Genomic DNA, 19,178 nt, shown 5'->3' with positions numbered 1-19,178 from the left:
AGGCGTCGGGCACAATTGACGCCGTGATGTCAACTCCCACGCCCTACGACGCCGATGTTGACACCGCCTCTGACCAGGAGGAACCGGTCGAGGCGCGTGAACCAGCCCCCGAGCTCGCGGCGGCGGTCGACCTGGCTTGGGAGGCCGCCCAGCAGGAGGCGGGCAGCGAGGTCGTCGGTCAGCACGTCGACGTCCTCGCGGAGGACGACTCCGCCGCCACCCACCTGTTCGCGGCCACACACCCCGGCTACGTCGGCTGGCGCTGGGCCGTGACCCTCGCCCACGCGGGCCCGGGCAGCCCGGTGACGGTGAGCGAGGTCGTGCTGCTGCCCGGCCCCGACGCGCTGGTCGCCCCCGAGTGGCTGCCCTGGGACCAGCGGGTCCGCGCCGGCGACCTCGGCGTCGGTGACCTGTTGCCGACCCCTGCGGACGATCCCCGGCTGGTACCCGGCTACCTCGCCAGCGACGACCCCGCCATCGAGGACGTCGCCAGGGAACTCGGCCTCGGTCGGCACCGCGTGCTGGGCAGGCACGGCCGGGTCGAGATCGCCGAACGGTGGGTCTCCGGTGAGTTCGGCCCCGACAGCGACATGGCCAAGAGCGCCCCGGGGAACTGCGGGACCTGCGGTTTCTACCTCCCCCTCGACGGCTCCCTCGGAGCGGCCTTCGGTGCGTGCGGCAACGAGCTCGCCCCGGCCGACAGCCGGGTCGTGCACGTCGAGTACGGCTGCGGAGCGCACTCCGAGGCGGAGGGTGGCGGTACCTCCCCGGTGCCCATCGCCGAGGTCGTCTACGACGACGCCGGCGTCGACCTCATCCCGGTGGGGACGGTGAACCGCATCGCCGAGGGCGAGCGCCGTCCCACGAAGACCTCCGCCGGACCCGCCGCCGCCGGGGAGCCGAGCGACCCGGCGCCGGAGCAGGCCGGCCCCACCGCCCCGGCCAGCCAGGACGAGGGCACCCCCGACACCACGACGGCCGGGAGCCCGGTCGCCGACGGCGCGGGCGAGGCTCACGGGGAGGGTGCGGCGGCGGGGAACGCCCCGGCCGACGCGGAGGCCCCCGCCCCGGTGGACGAGCGGGACCAGGAGGAGACCGCGCCCGCTCCCCGCGCCCGCCGCCGCCGACGGTCCTCCCCGGGGTCCGGTCAGCAGCGGTGACCGGACGGCCGGCCGACCAGGCGTCCGACCCGGACGACCCCTTCGGCACGGGACGCATCCGGGCCGCCGTCCTCGGGGCCTGGCGCTCGTCCCGCACCCGGTTCCGGGAGGACGCCAACAGCGAGGAGGACCTCCGGTACGGCGGGTACCGGGACCGCGTCGCGGTCGAGCTGGCCCAGAACGCGGCGGATGCCGCCCTGGAGGCGGGAGTTCCCGGGGAACTCCTGGTGACCATCGCCGAGGGCGGCGCCGGCCCGGAACTGCGGGTGGCGAACACCGGTCGCCCGCTGGACGCGCGGGGAGTCGAGGCCCTCTCCTCGCTGCGGGCCTCGACGAAGGCCATCAGCCCCGAGGCGACGTCCGGCAGGTTCGGCGTGGGGTTCGCGGCGGTCCTCGCCGTGACCGAGGAACCACGGATCGTCTCCAGGGACGGCGGGGTGCGGTTCAGCGCCGCGGCGACGCGCTCCGAGATCACCGCCATCCCCGACCTCGCCGACCTCGTCGCGGCCAGGGACGGCGCGGTCCCCGTCCTCCGGTTGCCCTGGCCGGCGCCGCCCGGCGAACCGGGCCCACCCGCCGGGTTCACCACCGAGGTGCGGCTCCCGCTGGCCCCGGGAGTGGACGGGGAGGCGCTGCTCGCGGTATTCCGGGACCAGGCCGAGGACCTGCTGCTCGCCCTGCCCGGCCTGCGGCGCGTCCGGGTCGGTGCCGACGACTGGTCGTGCGAGGAGACACCACTGGCCCCGCCGTCGCCCGGCCCCCACCCAGGCGACGCCGCGGCACCCCACCCGCCCCCCGCGCTCTCCAGGATCGTGGTGCGGACCCCGGACGGGGCCCGGCGGTGGTTGGTGGCCAGCGCGAGCGGGGAACTGCGCGTGGAGCCGACCGCACTGGGCGTCGAGTCCCGCCGCACCGACTGGTCCGTGCGCTGGGCGGTCCCCACGACCGCCCAGGGCACCCCGGACCCGCTGTCCGAGGACGTGCTGCACGCCCCGACCGGGACCGACGAGGCCACCTCCCTGCCGGCCCGCCTGCTCGCCGACGTCCCGCTCGAACCGTCCCGCCGCCGGGTGCTCCCCGGACCGGTCACGGATGCCGTGCTGGCCGAGGCCGCTCGCACCTACCCCGCCCTGCTCCTCGCGGCCGAGGGGTCGGACCGGACCGAACTGGTGCCACGACCAGGGTTCCCCCGGTCCGACGTGGACTCCGCGCTCCGGGAGGGCGTCCTCACCGCGCTCCGCGCCGAGCAGTGGTTGCCCTCGGCTGACGGGCGGCGGGTGGCGCCGGCCGGAGCACGCGTGTTCCCTGACCTCGATGCGGAGCTGGGGGTCGCGCTCGCCCCGCTGCTCCCAGGACTGGTGGCCCCCTCGGTGTCGCACCGGAGGGCGGCCAGCGCGCTGGCCGCCCTCGGAGTCGAGCGGGTCAGCCCCGCCGACGTGGTCGAGGAGCTGGCCGGGATCGCCCGACCGCCGTCCTGGTGGCGTTCCCTCTACACGGCGCTCTCGGCGCGGCTCGCCGAGGATCCGGACCGGCGGGAAGCGCTGGGCGGACTGCCCGTCCCCCTCGTCGACGGCCGCACCGCCACCGGCCCCCGCGACGTCCTCCTCCCGGCCCCCGGGCTGGTGGACGCCGAGGAACTCGCCGAAGCGGAGATCACCGGCCTGCGGCTGGCGCACCCCGAGGTCGACCACCCGCTGCTGCGCGAGTTGGGTGCGAGGGAGGCCGGCCCCGCCGAGCTGCTGGACTCCGAGCCACTCAGGGCCGCGGTGGACCGCAGCCTGGATGACGCGGACGCCGGGATCGACGTGGCTTCCCGCGCCGACCTGGTCCTCCGCCTTGTCGCCGAATCGGGCGGGAGCGGGACCAGACCGTGGTTGGCCGCGCTCGCCCTGCCCACCGAGGACGGCGACTGGGCCCGAGCCGACGAGGTGGTGCTGCCGGGTTCGCCGCTGCGCGCGGTGCTGGCCGAGGACTCCCCCCTGGCCACGCTCGACGCGGCGTTCGCCGACCGGTGGCCGGCCCCCGTGCTGGTCGAGATCGGGGTACTGGAGACCTTCGCCGTCCTCCACGACGAGCACCCCACCGGACCCGACCACGACCTCGCGGACGAGGAGGAGTGGTGGGACGCCGCCGGCGCCGAGGACGACGGTCCCCGCGAGCTGATCGCCGTCCGGGACCTCGACCTCGTCGACGACCACGAGTGGCCCTCGGCGTTGCGGTTGCTGCGAGCCCGCCCCGACACCTGGCGAGCCGTCACCGCGACCGGCTACACGAGTTGGTGGCTGGCCAGGCACGCCCTGCTGGCGGGCCGCCCGCCCCGCGAGTGGCGGCTGGACTCGGCCACCGCGCTCGCCGGCCTCCACGACCCCGTGCCCGACCTCGGTCTGGCCGGGGAGCACGGCGGGGTCACCCTCGACCCCGTGGCGGTGACAGAACTGCTGGTCGCCGCCGGCGTGCGCGCGGGACTGCGGGTCGAGGACGCCGAGGACGCCGAGGACCTGCTCGGGCGGCTCGGGGACCGGGGGCGGGACGTGTCCGAGGGGGTGGCCCTGCGGGCGCACGCCGAGCTGGCCGTCGCCGTGCGCTCCGGGCGGGTGAGCCCGGAGGACGTCGATCCGCCCGACCACGTCCGCTCGCTGACCGGCGGCTGCGTTCCGGCGGACGAGGCGGTCGTCCTGGACGGTCCGTGGTTCCTGGCGGTCGCCGACGCGGCGCGGCTGGTCGCGGCCGGTGGCGACGGCCGGCCGGAGAACGGCTCCTCATGGCCCGGTGGCGCGGGGGCCGGCACCGGCGTGGCCACCGGGTGGGCGAGTGGCGAGGACCTGGCCAGGCTGTTGGACCTGCCGCTGGCCTCGGAGCTGTGGGGCGCCGAACCGGTCGGTGCCGGCCGGCCGGCCGAGCTGGCCCGGCTGGCCGGGGGCGCGGCGGTGGCCGACCTGCTCGCGTTGCCCGGCGAGGGGGAGGGAGCCCCGGTCGTGCTGGTGCACGACGGCCTGGAGGTGGTGTGCGAGGGCCGCCGGCACCAGGTGCCGTGGTGGGTCGACGGCACGGGGCGGGCGCACGCCACGGACACTCCCCGGGCACTGGCGGCGGCGCTGGCCTGGAACACCGGGCAGTGGTCCCACCGCCACCTGCTCGCCGCGCTGCTGGTCGCACCCACCACCGCCACGCTGCTCGGCTGACCGGGCGGACCGGGAGTGCCACCCGGGCGAGCCGGCGCAGCGGGCCGCTCACCGGCCTCGTCGGGCCGCCCCCCGACGACCGCTCGGAGGGGCGCGGACCAGATCCGGTCTCAGGACCCGGTCTCAGGCACCGACCTGGGCGGTGCGGGAGCCCCGTTGCCGGGCCCGCCGCTGCCACCACATCACCCCGTAGCCCATCAGCCCCAGCACCGATCCGGACAGCGCGGTCCAGACCAGGGTGGACAGCTCGGCGGAGGTCGTCAGGTTGAGCACGAGGAGGACCAGGAAGGCCAGGGCCCACAGGGCCGTGCCCACCAGGACGACCGGATCGGACCGAGCCAGCCGCTCGCTGAGTGGGGGCAGGTCCTTCCACCGCGAGGGCGGACCCCCCTGGTGCTCATCGTTCCCGTGCGACTCGGCCACGACCGCCAGATTACGCCCGAACCGCCGGCCGAGGTGACGCCCGGGTGGCCGGGTCAGCCGCCGAAGGCCGCCTGCAACGGGCCGACGGCGAAGTAGGCGACGAACGCCGCCGCCACCACCCACAACAACGGGTGGATCGACCGGGCCTTGCCGGTGGCGGCCCGGATCAGCACGTAGCTGACGAAGCCCACGCCGATCCCGTTGGCGATCGAGTAGGTGAAGGGCATCACCACGATGGTGAGGAACGCCGGCAGCGCGACACCGAAGTCGGTGAAGTCGATGTGCCGCACCTGGCCGATCATCATGGCCCCGACCACCACCAGCGCGGGGGCGGCCGCCTCGATCGGCACCACCTGGTACAGCGGGGTCAGGAACATCGCGGCCAGGAAGAGCAGGCCGGTCACGATGTTCGCCAACCCGGTCCTGGCGCCCTCCGCGATGCCCGCCGCCGACTCCACGAAGACGGTGTTGGACGACGCGGAGCCGGCGCCGCCGGCCACCGCGCCCACACCCTCGACGAACAGGGCTCGACCGACGCCGGGCAGCTGGCCCTTGTCGTCCATCAGGTCGCCTTCCTTGCCCAGGCCGGTCATGGTGCCCATCGCGTCGAAGAAGTTCGCGAGGACCAGCGTGAAGACCAGCAGGCTGACGGTGATGGCGGGCAGCCTGGTCCAGGCGCCGAAGGAGACGTCGCCGACGAGTGACAGGTCCGGCAGGGACAGCCACTGCTCGGGCAGGCCCGGGTAGCTCAGGTTCCAACCCGTCGGGTTGTCCGGACCGCCGCGGCCGGCTCCGGTGAGCCACTCGGTGACGACCGACAGCACGGTGCCGCCGAGGACGCCCAGCAGGATCGCGCCCTTGACGCGCCGGGCCACCAGCACGCCGGTGAGGATCAGGCCGACGACGAACACCGCCGTCGGCCAGGAGGCGATGGAGCCGTCGATCCCGAGCCCGACCGGCACCGTGGTGCCCGCCTCGTCGGGTATCCGGCGCACGAAGCCGGAGTCGACGAGGCCGATGAAGCAGATGAAGGCGCCGATGCCGGCGGCGATCGCCGCCTTGAGCGGAGCGGGGACCGCGTTGAACACGGCGGTGCGGAAGCCGGTCGCCACCAGCACCAGGATGATCAGGCCGTCGATCACCACCAACCCCATCGCCTCCGGCCACGTCATCTGCGGAGCGATGGTGACCGCGACGAGGGTGTTGATCCCCAGGCCGGCCGCCAGGCCGAACGGGTAGTTGGCGACGAGCCCGAAGAGGATCGTCATCACCCCCGCGACCAGGGCGGTGGCCGCCGCGACCTGGGGGACCGTGAGGATGTCGCCGTTGACGTCCACCTTGGCGCCGGGGTCGTCGGCCGAGAAGCTGCCGAGGATCAGCGGGTTGAGGACGATGATGTAGGCCATCGTGACGAAGGTGACCAGGCCACCCCGCATCTCCCGGGACACGGAGGAACCGCGTTCGGAGATCTTGAAGAACCGGTCGAGCCGGGACCTGCCCGGGGGCTCGGACGAGTTCTGGACGGTGGTGCCGTCACCGTTGCTGGACATGGTGCTCCCGTACTGGACTGGATCGGTAGGCGCGACGGCGCGCGCGACCGCGTCGTCGGGCGCCTCGTCGGGGACGCGGGGGTGGCGGGTCGGGACGTGGCCTCGCCCACCCGGGCGCCCGGCTCCGTCGACCTCCCCGCAGCGACCACCCCGCGTCGCCCGCGTGCGGGACCATACCCCTCGTCGAGGCAGGCCACCGCCACGCTCCGCCCCCTCGGCCCCCACGGGGCGTCCTGCTCGGTCGGACGGGGGAGCGGCACGGGGTGGGACCGACGCGCCGTCGGCGACCACGTGTCCGATGTGCCGCTTCCCAGACGGCTCGGTGGCGGGGTGAGCCCCCGCCACGGCCCCTCGTGCCGGGGTCGTCGAGCGGTCGAACCGGCTTCGGGTCCTCCCGGCCACGGGGACGGGGTTGGGCTCGGGGAGGTGGCGCGCGCCCGCGGTCGACGCCGGGGACCGCTTCCCCGTCGGTGCTCCGCCCGGGCGGTCGGAGGAGTCGTCGTCGCCCGGTCGCCCTTCCCGTGAACCCCGCCAGCGCTCGTCCTTCTCACACCGTCGAGTGAAAGAACTGAACGGTTGTTGGCCATATCGAGGCGCGGGTTTGGCCCTTATTGCTCCGAACGGATGATATCCGCGCATTCATCCTGGGCGTGGGGTGCGTCGCGCTACGGTGCTCCCGTGTTCGCCCCTGCCTGCATTCGTCTCCGGTCCGGATTCGTGGCCCGGTGCCTCACCGCTCGTGTCGAGCGGGCCCGGTCGGGGCCGTGGGCGCGTCGGACAGCCCTGACCGGCGCGTTCACGGGTGGTGGTCGGTGTTCCGCGCCCTTCCGGTGACGGCTGGAGGTGGATGGCGCGTCGGTCGTATTCCCCGAGAAACGGGCGCGGGGATGTCCCGATCGCCGCCCCGGGTAATTGTTCGGGGAAAGGATCGGCCTTTGTCGGGCGCCCGCGAATTCGCGCATCCGCCGCCCGCTCGTCGCGTTCACCCGTCGAACTCGGCGCGGTTCACCTCGGCGGGGCCGGTGCGTGGGGCCCGGTTCGGAAATGACTTCCCACCGGAGCGTTCCCCGGCGTCGACCGGACACCGTTCCCGTGGCGAACCCCGTCGGCGTCCCGTTCCGCCCCGCCCCGTGCCCCGGGCGCCCACGACGAGGGGGCCACGGCACCCGAGGACCCCGCCGCCCTCGTCCCCACGCGCCTCGACTCCCGTTGGAGACACGCATGACCACCTTCGACCTGATCGACGAACCCTGGCTGCCGCTCGTCTGCGGTAGCGCGGTGGGGGAGGTGTCGCTCGCGGACGCCCTGCTGGACGCCCACGAGTTCGGAGACCTCGCCGGTGGTCAGCCCACGATGGCACCGACGCTGCTGCGACAGGTCCTGCTGCCCGTCGTGCTCGACGCGCTCGGCCCGATGACCAGGGACGTCTGGCTCCGGACGTTCCGTGCTCGACGGTTCGACGCCGGTCAGCGCGACCGGATCGGCGGGTACCTGGCGGAGTGGCGACACCGCTTCGACCTCTTCCACCCGACCGCGCCCTTCGCGCAGGCCGCCGGGCTGCGGACCCCGAGCAGCAGGACCAGGCACGTGCTCGCCACCTCGCCCCGCCGACGGGACGGCACGGGGCCACCCGCCCCCAGCCCGGCCCCCGGGCTGCGTCCCGCCGAGGCCGCCTGGTGGCTGTTGCACGTCCACTGCTGGGACTCGGCCGGCATCAAGACCGGCGCGCTGGGCGATCCCCACCTTGTCGCGGGGAAGACCACGGGCAACCCGGCCGGGTCCCTCGGGGGGCTGGGGCCGGTGCTGCCGCTGGGTACCACGTTGTTCGACACCCTGCTGTTCAACCTCCCGATCGGGCCGGCCACCCCCGGCGACAGCCCCCAGTGGCGTCGGCCGCCGACGGGCGCGAGGTGGGTGTCCCGTCCAGCCGTCGGTCCGCTGGACCTGTTGACCTGGCTCTCCCGGCGCGTGCTCCTGCTCCCGGTGGGTGGTCAGGGGCAGCCGGTGCGGGTGCGGCACGCCGTCGTGACCGCCGGGGACCGGCTCAGCGGGGGTGTGGGGGAGTTCGAGCCGCACAGCGTGTGGACGGGGGGCCGGGTGGCGGAGGGGGACGAACCGTCGTGGCGACCCCGCCGGCACGTTCCCGGACGGCTCGGGTGGCGCGGTCTGTCCTCCATGTTGGCGCTCAACCCCACCTCGGGCGGGGAGCCCTCCTGCCCGCCCCGCGTGCTCGACGTGCTCGGCGGCCTCGTCGGCGACGAGGGGGTGCCCGACGACTACCCGCTCCGGCTCGCTGGTTCCGGAGTCGTCTACGGCTCGAAGTCGGGCACCGTGGACGACGTCCTCGCCGACACCGTCTCCGTGCCGGTCCGGGTCCTCCGCTCGGAGGAGGCGCGGCTGCGCGCGGCCGTCGCCGAGGTGTGCCAGCAGGCCGAGGAGCTGGCCAGGGCCGCCAACAGGCTTTCCGAGCGCCTGCTGTCCGGTACCGGGACGGACTCCCCGACCTGGAACGGTGGTGAGGCGGTCGGGGACAGCGTGTTGGCGGCCCTGGACACCCAGGTCCGCCGGTTCCTGGTGAAGTTGAGCGCGGACGCCGCCGTGGCGGGGCAGGGGGACGTCGAGCGGTTGCGGACCGCGTGGGAGGCGGCGGCGGTGGGGGCCTTGACGAGGGTCGTCGGGCCGCTGCTCGCCACGCCGGCCGGGACCGCCCGCACCACCGGGAGGCAGCGGGTGTCGGCGCAACTCGCGTTGGGCACCTTCCGGCGGCGAGTGCGGGAGATCCTGCCGAGGGCGCGGTGGTCACCGGAGGGCCTCGCGTCCGGTCAGGCCGAGGGTTGAGGACGTGCCGGGCCGGGGTGGGGAGCCGCGCCACCCGTGCCGGTGCTCACCACATCGCCCGAACCCGGACCGGCCGACTGGCCCGAATCGGCCAGGAGGGGTTCGTCGAGCGGGAGCCGCTCGTCCTGACGGGTGAGCGGTGTCGACCGGTTCGGTGTGGACGGCCTCGCTGCCGTGCCCGTTCCCTGGCCAGGAGGCTCCCATGCGCCCCACTCGGCACACCGGCGCTTCCCCGGTTCCTCGGGCCGTGACCGGGGGATTCGCGGTGCCGCCCGAACCGTGTCCGACGCGCGACGGTGCCCAGGCCCCGGTCCTTGTCGAGGTGGGGCCGGGCGGTCGGCTCGTCGTGGTGCGGTCGGGAGCCCAGGAGAGCGTCGCCTTCGGTCTGGACCCCGGAACGGCGACGCGGGTCGCCGACGCGCTGCGCCGGCCGGCCGGATCGGTCTTCACCGCGTTGCACCCCGAGGTGGTGGTCGCCTCCCTCCTGATCGAACCGGCCTCGACCGGTGCGGTCGCCACGCTGACCGGTGACGGTCGCGTGCTGTGGAGCGCCCGAATGCCGACGGAACGGGTGGAGCTGCTGGCCTCCCTGCTCAGGCGAGGGGCGGCGGCCGCGTTGGGCGGAGATCCCGAAGTTGGTGGGCCCGGGAGCGGCAGCTCGCCGGCGAGCCGGGCGGTGGGGCAGGCCTGACCGGCGCACGGCCGTCCCCCTCGGAACACGAGGGCACGCAGAGTTAGTGAGGTAGGCTAACGACGTGTCCGATTACCTGGACCCCGGGTTGGCGAGCAGGCTTCGCGTCGCGGTGGTGCGCCTCAACCGACGGCTGCGCGCCCAGCGTGCCGACGCGTCGGCGACGTTGACCCAGCTGTCCGCGCTGTCCTGCCTCTACAAGTGCGGTCCGCTCACGCCTGGTGAGCTGGCGGCGAAGGAGGGGGTGCAGCCGCCGTCCATGACGCGGGTGATCGCCGCCCTGGAGGACGCCGGCTACGCGACGAGGCGGCCCCACCCGACCGACGGGCGGCAGGCCATCGTCGAACTGTCCGAGACCGGGCGGGCCTACATCGTCGCCGAGGTCACCGCGCGTGAGCGCTGGCTGGAGCGCCGGCTCGCCGAACTCGACGACTCGGAGCGGGACGTGCTCCGCCGGGCCGCCGAGATCATCGACCGGGTCGCCGGTTCGTGAGACGAGGCGGGTTGGTGACCAGCGGGTCGTGGAGAGGGGACGTGGCGTAACCGATGCCGGGGTACGCGTCGGGCGGAGGAGGCGGTGGCCGGAACACGGGTGACGAGCAGCCCACCCGAGACTCGCCCCAGCGGGAACCGAGTGGCTCGGACGAGGCTGGTCCCGTGCCGGACTTCGCCGCGACCCAGGAGTTCCAGGAGCCACGCGACCACGCGCCCGCGCGCGGGGGGATGTTCGCCTCGTTGCGGGTGCGGAACTACCGGCTGTACGCCTCCGGGCAGATCATCTCGCTGGTCGGTACCTGGATGCAGCGGATCGCCCAGGACTGGCTGGTGCTCAAGCTCTCCGGGGACAGCCCCGTCGCGCTCGGCATCGCCATCGCACTGCAGTTCATCCCCACGCTCGGCCTCACCCTGTGGGCCGGTGTCCTCGCGGACCGGCTCGACAAGCGGAAGATGCTGATCGTCCTCCAGAGCGGGATCGGCGCCTGCGCGCTGGTGCTCGGGCTGTTGGTGCTGGGCGGGGTGGTCGAACTCTGGCACGTCTACGTGCTCTGCCTGGTCCTGGGCTGCTTCACCGCGTTCGAGACGCCAGCCCGCCAGTCCTTCGTGATGGAGATGGTCGGCCGTGACCAGGTCGCCAACGCGGTGGCGCTGAACTCGATGACCTTCAACACGGCCCGCATCGTCGGCCCGGGCATCGCCGGGTACGCCATCGCCTGGATCGGCACCGGGTGGTTGTTCGTCGTCAACTCCGTGAGCGTCGTGGCGGTGGTCCTCGGGCTCGTCCTGATGGACCCGGACAAGCTGTTCCGCTCCGACCCGGTGCCGCGCGCGCGGGGGCAACTGCGCGAAGGCCTGCGTTACGTGCGGGGACGACCCGACCTCACCGTCCTGATGGGGCTCGTCTTCCTGGTCAGCACGTTCGGCATGAACATCAACACCACCCTGCCGGTGATGGCCAACAACTTCTTCGAGGCCGGCCCTCAGGGGCTGGGCCTGCTCTCCACGGTGCTCGCCGTCGGGACCCTGACCGGGGCGGCGATGGCGGCCCGCCGGAGCAGGGACGGCACCCCCAGCCTCCGCCTGCTGCTCGTCGCGGGCATGGTGTTCGGCTGCCTGGTCGTGATGCTCGGCCTCATGCCCACGATGGGGCTTTTCGGAGCCGTGCTGGTGCCCACGGGCATCGCCTTCATGACGTTCAGCCTGACCGCCAACGCGACGGTGCAGCTCACGGTGGAACCGCACATGCGGGGGCGCGTGATGGGCCTCTACATGCTGGTGCTGCTGGGGGGAATGCCCCTGGGGAGCAGCCTCTCCGGCTGGATGGCCGAACACATCAGCGTGCCCTCCCCGCTGATCGCCGGCGGGGCGATCGCGTTCCTGGCCTCGCTCACCGCCGCCGGTCTGATGGCGCGGGTGCGCAGGCGTGAGGCGGCGGGGGCGCTGGCGGCCGCGACCGCCAGCGGGCGGCCCGGGAGCTGAGGATTCCCGTGACGCGCGCGGGCTTGGCAACCAGCGAAGGATAGGTTAGCCTAACCAACATCCGCTTCGTGGTGGGAGCGGTAGTCAGTTCGGGAACGGGTCGGCCCCGCTCGCCATCGGTGAGCGGGGCCGACGCCCGCTGGTGGCGGCGACGGCACCGGGTGCGCCGGCGTCCCCGCCCCTCCCGTCAGTGGTTCCGCACCGGCCAGGCGTGGACCGGCTTGCCCTCCCGCATGTGCTCCAGGTACTCCTCCAGCATCCGCGACAGCGCCTCCTGGCGTCCGTGACCGGCGTCCTCCCAGGCCGCGACGGTCTGCCGCTGCCAGTTCGCGCCCGTCTGCCGGGTGAGGCAGCGCTGCTCGATGATCCCCAGGTACCGGTCGCTGACCGCCGCCGACACCCCCAGCCGCGACAGGCCCTCGTGGGCCATCGGCAACAGCCTGCGCAGCACGAGTTCGTGCGGCGGGGTCCAGCCCACGCCGGGCCAGTACAACTGGGCGTCCATGCCGTTCCTCGCGCCCGCGTACAGGTTCTCCTCCGCCGCGTGGAACGACATCTGGCTCCACAGCGGACGCTCCTGGTCGACCAGCGCCCGCTGCGCCCCGTAGAAGAACGCCGCGTTGGCCATGATGTCCGCCACGGTCGGCCCGGCCGGCAGCACCCGGTTCTCCACCCGCAGGTGTGGTCGCCCCTCGACGACGTCGTAGACCGGGCGGTTCCACCGCCACACCGTGCCGTTGTGCAACCTGAGTTCCGCGAGCTTGGGCGTCCTGCCGATGTTCAGTGCCTCCAGCGGGTCCTCCTCGTCGGTCTCGGGCAGCAGACCAGGGAAGTAGCGGGCGTTCTCCTCGAACAGGTCGAAGATCGAGTTGATCCACCGCTCGCCGAACCACACCCGTGGGCGGACCCCCTGGTTCTTGAGCTCGTCGGGGCGGGTGTCGGTCGCCTGTTGGAACAGCGGGATCCTCGTCTCGTGCCAGAGGGCCTTCCCCAGGAGGAACGGGGAGTTCGCCGCGATCGCGACCTGCACGCCCGACAGGCACTGGGCGGCGTTCCAGTGGTCGGCGAAGTCCTCCGGCCGGACCTGGAGGTGCAGTTGGACGGAGGTGCAGGCCGACTCGGGCAGGATCGAGTCCGCGTAGCTCCGCAGCGTCTCGGAGTCCCGCCCCGGCAGCGGAGACCCCTTGAGGTTCAACAGGATCTCCTCGCCGCGTGACGAGAAGATCTCCTTGTTCAACAGGTCGAACCGCGAGCCCACGGACAGCCAGTGCGGGTCGAAGTGCTCGGTGCGCAGCGTCGGGAGGATGCCGATCGCGGCGAGCCTCGCCCCGGTGTCCACCGCCTTGGCCTCGGCGTTGCTCAGCGCCTGCCGGAGCTCCTCCTCCAGCTCCACCGCCTCGTCGCCGGCGAGTGGGCGCGGGCGCACGTTGATCTCGATGTTGTACTGCCCCAGTTCGGTCTGGAAGGCCGGGTCGGCGATCTTCTCCAACACCTGCGCGTTCGCCATCGCCGGTCGGAACTCCTGGTCGACCAGGTTTAACTCGATCTCCAGGCCCATGCGCTGCCTGTCCTGCGCGAACCTGTCCTGTGCGAGCATCCTGGCAAGCGCTTCCAGGCACCGTTGCACCTTGTCGCGAAAGCGCTGCCGGTCCTCCCGGCTGAACGACCGCGCCCCCAAGTCCTGTCCCATGTCGCCTCCCATGGTGGCTCTCGAGCGGACGCTCACCGTGACACAGCCGTAACCCGCTCGCTAGCGGCCAAAACGGTGCTCCCCGTCACGACACGATCACTCAGCGCGCACGCCGGGGCGGGGACCACGCGACAGGGGGGTTACCCGCCCGGCCGGTCCGGAATCCCCGTGGTGCGAAACTCGGGCCGTGGCACGAGTGACTGAGGTGACCGACCCGGGCAGCCCCCTGCTGGACGACTTCCGCGATCTCACGACCGCGGACCGGCGGCCCGACCGGCCGGGGGGACGCGGCCTGGTGATCGCCGAGGGCGTGGTGGTGGTGCGCAGGCTCCTGGCCTCCGCCTACCCGCCCCGCGCGCTGCTCGGAGTGGCCCGCCGGGTGGAGGAGCTCGGCCCGGAACTCGCCGGGGTCGACGTGCCCGCGTACGTCGCCCCGGCCGAGGTGATGGCGGAGGTCGTCGGGTTCCACCTGAACCGGGGGGTGTTGGCCGTCGCGGACCGGGCACCCATGCCCGACGCCGTGGAGCTGGCATCCCGGGCGCGCACCCTCGCCGTTCTCGAAGGCGTCGGCGACCACGAGAACCTCGGCGCGATCTTCCGCAACGCGGCCGCGCTCGGGGTCGACGGGGTGCTGCTGGGGGCCGGCTGCTCCGACCCGCTGTACCGCCGCGGCGTCCGCGTCTCGATGGGACATGTGCTCCGGGTGCCCTTCGCGACCCTGCGCCCCTGGCCCGACGGCCTCGACGCGCTTCGGCGGGCCGGTTACCAGGTCGTGGCGTTGACGCCCGACGCGAGGGCCGCACCCCTGGCCGGAGCCGGTCTGGCTGGTCGTCGCGTCGCCGTGCTGCTCGGTTCCGAGGGGCCCGGGCTGACCGAGGAGGCGATGAGCGCGGCCGACCTGAGGGCGCGCATCCCGATGGCCGGTGACGTGGACTCGCTGAACGTGGCGACGGCGGCCGCCATCGCCTTCCACGCCCTCGCCCCGGCCAGCTGACGCGGGCGACGCCAACGGGTCAACGCGGTCCCAACAGGCTGAGCGCCAGGACGAACCAGCTGACCAACACGCCGCCGGCCACGCCGTGGGCGACCCAGCGCCACACCGCGCGCCGCGCGAGCAGCAGGACGGCCGGGGCGAGCCCGCCCACCACGACGAGGTTCGCGACCAGAAGGGCGAGCGGGCCGTCGGTGAGCAGGTCGAGGAAGAGCGCGGACAGGCCGACCGCGACCGGCCCCCCGGTGAGGGCGCTGGCGGTCAGGCCGGTCGCCCAGGGGACGGGTTCCGCCGCGGTCGAGGTGCGGGAGGCGCGGGCGCCCGGTGGCGCCGAGACCAGGACGACGCGGTCGACCAGCGGATCGACGTACCGCACCCGCGACCGGGTGGCCCTGGCGAGCCGGTGGGCCAGCCTGCGGCCGCGCTCCGAGACTAGTGCGCGGTTCCCGGCCTCCTCGTGGGCGCACACCGCCTCGACGACCTCGGCCCACTCCCGGAGTGACGCGGCCAGGTCGGGGGGCAGCCGGGTCCGCTCCCCCTCGATCTCCACCAGGGTCCCGTCACTGACCCGCGTCACCACCGGCCGCCCGCCCTGCGCCCGAAGCTCCACCCGCCCCACCCCCGGCCCGCACCACGCCGTTCGTCGTGCCCCAACGAATCCGACGTCCAGTATGTTGGATCGTCACGGATTCGTCGTGGGGTGGTCCCCGCCGAGTGCGCTCGTGGTCGATCAGACCAGGGAGTCGCGCCAGGCCTCGTGGAGGGCGTGGAACCGGCCGCCCGCCGAGCCGATCAGCTCGGCGGGCGGCCCGTCCTCGACGATGCGACCACCGTCCATGACCAGGACCCGGTCGGCGATCAACACCGTGGACAGCCGGTGCGCGATGATCACCGCGGTCCGGCCCCGCAGGACGGTCTCCAGCGCCCTCTGAACCGCCTGTTCCGCCGGCAGGTCGAGGCTGGAGGTCGCCTCGTCGAGGACCAGTACCGCGGGCGCGGCCAGGAACGCCCTGGCGAAGGCGATCAGTTGCCGTTGCCCGGCGGAGAGCCGCCCGCCCCTCTTGTGGACCTCGGTCCGGTACCCGTCCGGCAGCGAGGTGACGAACGGGTGGGCCCCGACGGCCCTCGCCGCCGCGACCACCTCCTCGTCGGTGGCCTCCGGCCGCCCCAACCGGATGTTGTCCGCGATCGAACCGGAGAACAGGAACGACTCCTGGGTCACCATCGACACCGCCGTGCGGAGGTCCTCGTCGGCGAGATCCCGCAGATCCACACCGTCCAGGGTCACCCGGCCGGCGCTCGGGTCGTAGAAGCGCGCGAGCAGCTTCGCCAGGGTGGACTTGCCCGCCCCGGTCGCGCCCACCAACGCCACCGTCTGACCAGCGGGAACCTCGAGGTCGAACCGGGGGAGCACCGGCGGGCGGTCCTCGCCGTACCCGAACTCCACCCCCTCGAACCGCACGTCACCTCGGGAGGACACCAGCCGTACCGGCTCGGACGGCTCGGCGACGTGGGGCGCCTCCGCCAGCACGCCCGAGATCTTCTCCAACGCGGCCGCCGCTCCGGTGTACGAGTCGAGCACCATCGCCAGCCGGTCCAACGGCTCGTAGAAGCGCCGCAGGTACAGCAGGAAGGCGGTGAGCACCCCCAGTTCGAGGCGGCCGTCGGCCACCCACCAGCCGCCCACGGCCAGCACGACGACCAGGTTCAGGTTCCCCAGGCTCCGCGTCGCCCCGACGAAGACCGCCAGCACGTCGAGCGCACGCTTGTTGGCCCGGCGGAACTCGCCGCTCGCCTCGCCCATGATCTCGTCGTTGCGGTGCTCACGCCGGTAGGCCTGCACGGCCCGGACCCCGTTCATCGTCTCCACGAGGTGGTTGATGACGTTGGCCATCGAGGAGCGGGTCCGGCGGTAGGCGCTGCGGGACCGCGACCGGAACCAGCCGGCGACCAGCACGAGCGGGACGAGTGCGGCCAGCATGATCAACGCCAGTGGCGCGTCCATCCACAGCAGCAGGGCCGCGATGCCGATCATGCTCAGCAACGAGGTGAACAACCCGTCGAGGCCCTCGGCGAGCAACCGGTCCAGCGATTCCATGTCGGAGGTCATCCGGGAGATCAGGCGCCCCGACGTGTACCCCTCGTGGAACGACACCGACAGGCGTTGCGCGTGCCGGAACAACCGCTGCCGCAGCTCCAACAGCACGTCCTGGCCGAGCCGGCCGGAGAGGGTGATGAAGGCGAACTGGAGCACGGCCGAGACGATCGCCGCCCCCGCGTAGCCCAGGACGAACCAGAGCAGCGGTTCCGGCCTGCCGTCCAGCGCGGCCGGCAACCCCACGTCGATGGCGCCGGCCACCAACAACGGCCCGGCCAGGTAGGACGCGTTCTGGAGCACGGTCAGCAGCAGCGCGAGCGCCACCGGGCCCCGACGGGGGCGGATGAGTTCGCCGAGCAACCGACGGGACCGGCGTTCCAACCGGAGGCTCGCCTGGCCCTCCGGGTCCTCGACGTCCTCGGCCGCGACGCCGCGCCAGTCGTCACCCGGGGTGCTCGTGTCGGTTGGAGACGGGGTGGTGGTCGGAGCGGGCGAGCGCCCCGCGTCCGGGGTACCCGCGTCAGCCGGGTCGCTCATCGGGATGACACCTCGTTCCCCGCCGGCTCCGCGACCCCGTCGCGGCCGTCCTCGTCATCGGGCGTGGCCAGCAGTGCCCGGTAGCCGGGCTCGCTGGCCAGCAGTTCGTGGTGGGTGCCGACCGCCGTGACTCGACCGCCCTCCAGCAGCGCGACCCGGTCGGCCAACCGCACGGTGCTCGGGCGGTGCGCCACCAACAGCGACGTGACCCCGCTGAGCACCCGCCGCAACGCGGCCTCCACCTCGGCCTCGGTGTGCACGTCGAGGGCGGACAACGGGTCGTCGAGGACCAGCACCGCGGGACGCGCGACCACCGCCCTGGCCAGGGCCAACCGTTGCCGCTGCCCGCCGGACAGTGAAAGCCCCTGCTCGCCGATCCTGGTGTCCAGCCCCCAGGGCAGCGCCGAGACGAAGTCGAGCGCGTGCGCCACGCGGAGCGCGGCCACGACCTCCTCCTCGGTCGCGTCCGGCGCACCGAGCCGCACGTTCTCCCGCACGCTCGCCGAGAACAGCACGGGATCCTCGAACGCGGTGGTCACGGCGGTCCGCAGGTCCGCCAACCGCAGGTCCCGGAGGTCGACGCCGTCGAGGGTGATCCGTCCGCCCGTCGGGTCCGCCAACCGGGAGGCCAGCGCGGTCAGCGTCGTCTTCCCGCACCCGGTGGCGCCCACCAGCGCCATCGTCTCCCCCGGCACCAGGGTGAGGTCCACGCCCCGCAGCACCTCGTCGTCGCCGGCCCGCTCCTCAGCGCCGCCAGAACCCGAGTAGCGGAAGCGCACGTCCTCGAAGCGGAGTTCACCCCGGACCGGGCGTGGCAGGTCGGCCGGCTCGGCCGGGTCCTCGATCTCGCGGAGGCTGTCCCGCACCTCCCAGTAGCGGTCACTGGCCGTGGCGGTCTCGTTGGCCTCGCTGAACAGCCAGCCCATCGAGTCGATCGGGAACCGCAGGTACGCGAGGATGGTGATCGCGGCCACCAGCGAGCCGACCGTCATCGTCCCGGTGGCGACCCCGTAGCCCCCGTAGGCGATCATCGCAGCCACACCGATCTCCGGCAGCACCATGATCCACATCCACACCCAGCCCAGCAGGTGGATCTTCCGCAGCTCCGTTCCCCGCAGCTGCCGGGCCTGGGCCGCGAAGTGGCGCGCGAGGTGCCGCCCCCGGCCCAGCGACTTGAGCACCCGCACCCCGAGCACGGACTCCTCGAAGGTCGTGGCCAGGTCGCCCTGCTGGTCCTGGGCGAGCCGGGACTCCGAGTTGTACCGGAACTCGACCCGCAGGGTGATCAGCGCGGTGGGGATCCCGATCACGACCATGATCATCGCGAGCACGGGGGAGATGGAGAACAGGATCGCCAGCCCCACCAGGATCGTGATCGTGTTCACGACGAGGAAGACGCTGGTGAAGGCGAAGAACCGGCGGATCGTCGAGAGGTCGTTGACGGCACGGGAGAGCAGCTGGCCGGAGGGCCACCGGTCGTGGAATGCGACCGGGAGCCGTTGGAGGTGGTGGAAGAGGTCCTGCCGCATCCGGGCTTCCACCGCCGTGGTCGGCCCGGACATGATCCGGCGACGAGCGAGGTGCAACCCGGACTCCACGAGACCCAGCAGGAGCACCAGCCCCGCCATCCACCCCAGGCCGGCCAGGTCGCGCTCCGCGACGGGCCCGTCGATCGCGGCGCCGATGGCCAGCGGCATAGCCAGGCCGGCGAGCACCGCCAGCAGGGCGAGCAGCGTGGCGGTGACGAGCGGTGTCCGGACGGTGCCCGCGTACGGGGAGAGCCGCAGCAGCGCTCTCGTCGCGGATCGGCGGGCCGCCGTCTCCCCTCGGGGTGGAGGTGAGGAGAGTTCCGACGGGTGGCCACCGGGGAGGTCTGGGCGAGTGGGGTCCGCCGTGTTCGCTGGGGCCGCGGTGTCGGTGTCGGTGTCCATGGCGAACTCGACGGTACGACGAGCCTCCCTCGGCGGCGACTGGTTTTTCGTGGGGCGCACGGTGCGACTGTCGTTGGTCAAGCGCGGTTGAGGTCAAGCCCGATCCGTGC

At 73.5% G+C, this 19,178-nt stretch carries 13 protein-coding genes; 7 read left to right on the top strand and 6 right to left on the bottom strand.

From position 1 onward, the window contains the following. The first annotated feature begins 26 nt into the window (after window positions 1–26). Together C1701_RS08780 and C1701_RS08775 are read left to right on the top strand one after the other, a co-directional pair. Window positions 27–1,160 (top strand): DUF3027 domain-containing protein, encoded by a 1,134-nt coding sequence (locus C1701_RS08780; protein ID WP_103055794.1) that lies wholly within the window; start codon window positions 27–29, stop codon window positions 1,158–1,160. Next, on the top strand, window positions 1,157–4,342 hold the full coding sequence (locus C1701_RS08775) for a sacsin N-terminal ATP-binding-like domain-containing protein (RefSeq protein WP_103055793.1): 3,186 nt from the start codon (window positions 1,157–1,159) through the stop codon (window positions 4,340–4,342). The genes C1701_RS08780 and C1701_RS08775 overlap by 4 nt, the downstream gene beginning before the upstream one ends. 123 nt (window positions 4,343–4,465) lie before the next feature. Here C1701_RS08775 and C1701_RS08770 read toward each other — a convergent pair whose 3' ends face one another. Both C1701_RS08770 and C1701_RS08765 read right to left on the bottom strand, forming a co-directional pair. Beyond that, window positions 4,466–4,765 (bottom strand): DUF2530 domain-containing protein, encoded by a 300-nt coding sequence (locus C1701_RS08770; RefSeq protein WP_245588681.1) that lies wholly within the window; start codon window positions 4,763–4,765, stop codon window positions 4,466–4,468. A gap of 53 nt (window positions 4,766–4,818) precedes the next feature. Beyond that, complete coding sequence (locus tag C1701_RS08765; protein WP_026417505.1) at window positions 4,819–6,315, bottom strand: NCS2 family permease; 1,497 nt, start codon at window positions 6,313–6,315, stop codon at window positions 4,819–4,821. Between the two features lie 1,221 nt (window positions 6,316–7,536). Here C1701_RS08765 and casA point away from each other — a divergent pair. The 4 genes from casA (at window position 7,537) to C1701_RS08745 (ending at window position 11,821) form a co-directional block, all read left to right on the top strand. Next, on the top strand, window positions 7,537–9,153 hold the full coding sequence (gene casA, locus C1701_RS08760; RefSeq protein ID WP_051313367.1) for a type I-E CRISPR-associated protein Cse1/CasA: 1,617 nt from the start codon (window positions 7,537–7,539) through the stop codon (window positions 9,151–9,153). Window positions 9,154–9,355: 202 nt separating this feature from the next. Next, window positions 9,356–9,844 (top strand): hypothetical protein, encoded by a 489-nt coding sequence (locus C1701_RS08755; RefSeq protein WP_026417504.1) that lies wholly within the window; start codon window positions 9,356–9,358, stop codon window positions 9,842–9,844. 64 nt (window positions 9,845–9,908) lie between these two features. Further along, on the top strand, window positions 9,909–10,337 hold the full coding sequence (locus C1701_RS08750; protein WP_026417503.1) for a MarR family winged helix-turn-helix transcriptional regulator: 429 nt from the start codon (window positions 9,909–9,911) through the stop codon (window positions 10,335–10,337). A gap of 164 nt (window positions 10,338–10,501) precedes the next feature. After that, window positions 10,502–11,821 carry an MFS transporter gene (locus tag C1701_RS08745; protein ID WP_035273511.1) on the top strand — a complete coding sequence of 440 codons (1,320 nt, stop codon included), beginning with the start codon at window positions 10,502–10,504 and terminating at the stop codon, window positions 11,819–11,821. A 187-nt stretch (window positions 11,822–12,008) separates the two neighbouring features. Here C1701_RS08745 and C1701_RS08740 read toward each other — a convergent pair whose 3' ends face one another. After that, window positions 12,009–13,511 (bottom strand): glutamate-cysteine ligase family protein, encoded by a 1,503-nt coding sequence (locus C1701_RS08740; protein WP_026417501.1) that lies wholly within the window; start codon window positions 13,509–13,511, stop codon window positions 12,009–12,011. Window positions 13,512–13,698: 187 nt separating this feature from the next. Here C1701_RS08740 and C1701_RS08735 point away from each other — a divergent pair, with 187 nt between their 5' ends. Then, window positions 13,699–14,505, top strand: a complete 807-nt coding sequence (locus C1701_RS08735) for a TrmH family RNA methyltransferase (RefSeq protein ID WP_026417500.1) — start codon at window positions 13,699–13,701, stop codon at window positions 14,503–14,505. Window positions 14,506–14,524: 19 nt separating this feature from the next. On the opposite strand, the gene C1701_RS08730 is transcribed toward C1701_RS08735, so the two are convergent. The 3 genes from C1701_RS08730 to C1701_RS08720 all read right to left on the bottom strand — a co-directional run bounded on the left by C1701_RS08730 (window position 14,525) and on the right by C1701_RS08720 (window position 19,128). Beyond that, window positions 14,525–15,112, bottom strand: a complete 588-nt coding sequence (locus C1701_RS08730; RefSeq protein ID WP_156038744.1) for a DUF2537 domain-containing protein — start codon at window positions 15,110–15,112, stop codon at window positions 14,525–14,527. 120 nt (window positions 15,113–15,232) lie between these two features. Further along, window positions 15,233–17,137: an ABC transporter ATP-binding protein gene (locus tag C1701_RS08725; protein WP_103055792.1), complete on the bottom strand. Its 1,905-nt coding sequence runs from the start codon at window positions 17,135–17,137 to the stop codon at window positions 15,233–15,235. After that, a complete protein-coding gene (locus C1701_RS08720) occupies window positions 17,134–19,128 on the bottom strand; it encodes an ABC transporter ATP-binding protein (protein ID WP_337662203.1) in 1,995 nt (664 codons plus the stop codon). Before C1701_RS08720 ends, C1701_RS08725 begins: the two co-directional genes overlap by 4 nt. Window positions 19,129–19,178: the final 50 nt, after the last annotated feature.

This window comes from Actinoalloteichus sp. AHMU CJ021, assembly GCF_002895405.1.
GTDB classification, from domain to species: Bacteria; Actinomycetota; Actinomycetes; order Mycobacteriales; family Pseudonocardiaceae; genus Actinoalloteichus_B; species Actinoalloteichus_B caeruleus.
Note: the sequence above shows the minus strand (reverse complement) of the source record. Positions and strands in the feature narration are given on the sequence as shown.

Bases quoted from the DNA above. Each gene is read 5' to 3' on its own strand.
- C1701_RS08765 (WP_026417505.1), bottom strand. From the start codon at position 6,315: ATGTCCAGCAACGGTGACGGCACCACCGTCCAGAACTCGTCCGAGCCC.
- C1701_RS08740 (WP_026417501.1), bottom strand. From the start codon at position 13,511: ATGGGACAGGACTTGGGGGCGCGGTCGTTCAGCCGGGAGGACCGGCAG.
- casA (WP_051313367.1), top strand. From the start codon at position 7,537: ATGACCACCTTCGACCTGATCGACGAACCCTGGCTGCCGCTCGTCTGC.
- C1701_RS08725 (WP_103055792.1), bottom strand. From the start codon at position 17,137: ATGAGCGACCCGGCTGACGCGGGTACCCCGGACGCGGGGCGCTCGCCC.
- C1701_RS08755 (WP_026417504.1), top strand. From the start codon at position 9,356: ATGCGCCCCACTCGGCACACCGGCGCTTCCCCGGTTCCTCGGGCCGTG.
- C1701_RS08780 (WP_103055794.1), top strand. From the start codon at position 27: ATGTCAACTCCCACGCCCTACGACGCCGATGTTGACACCGCCTCTGAC.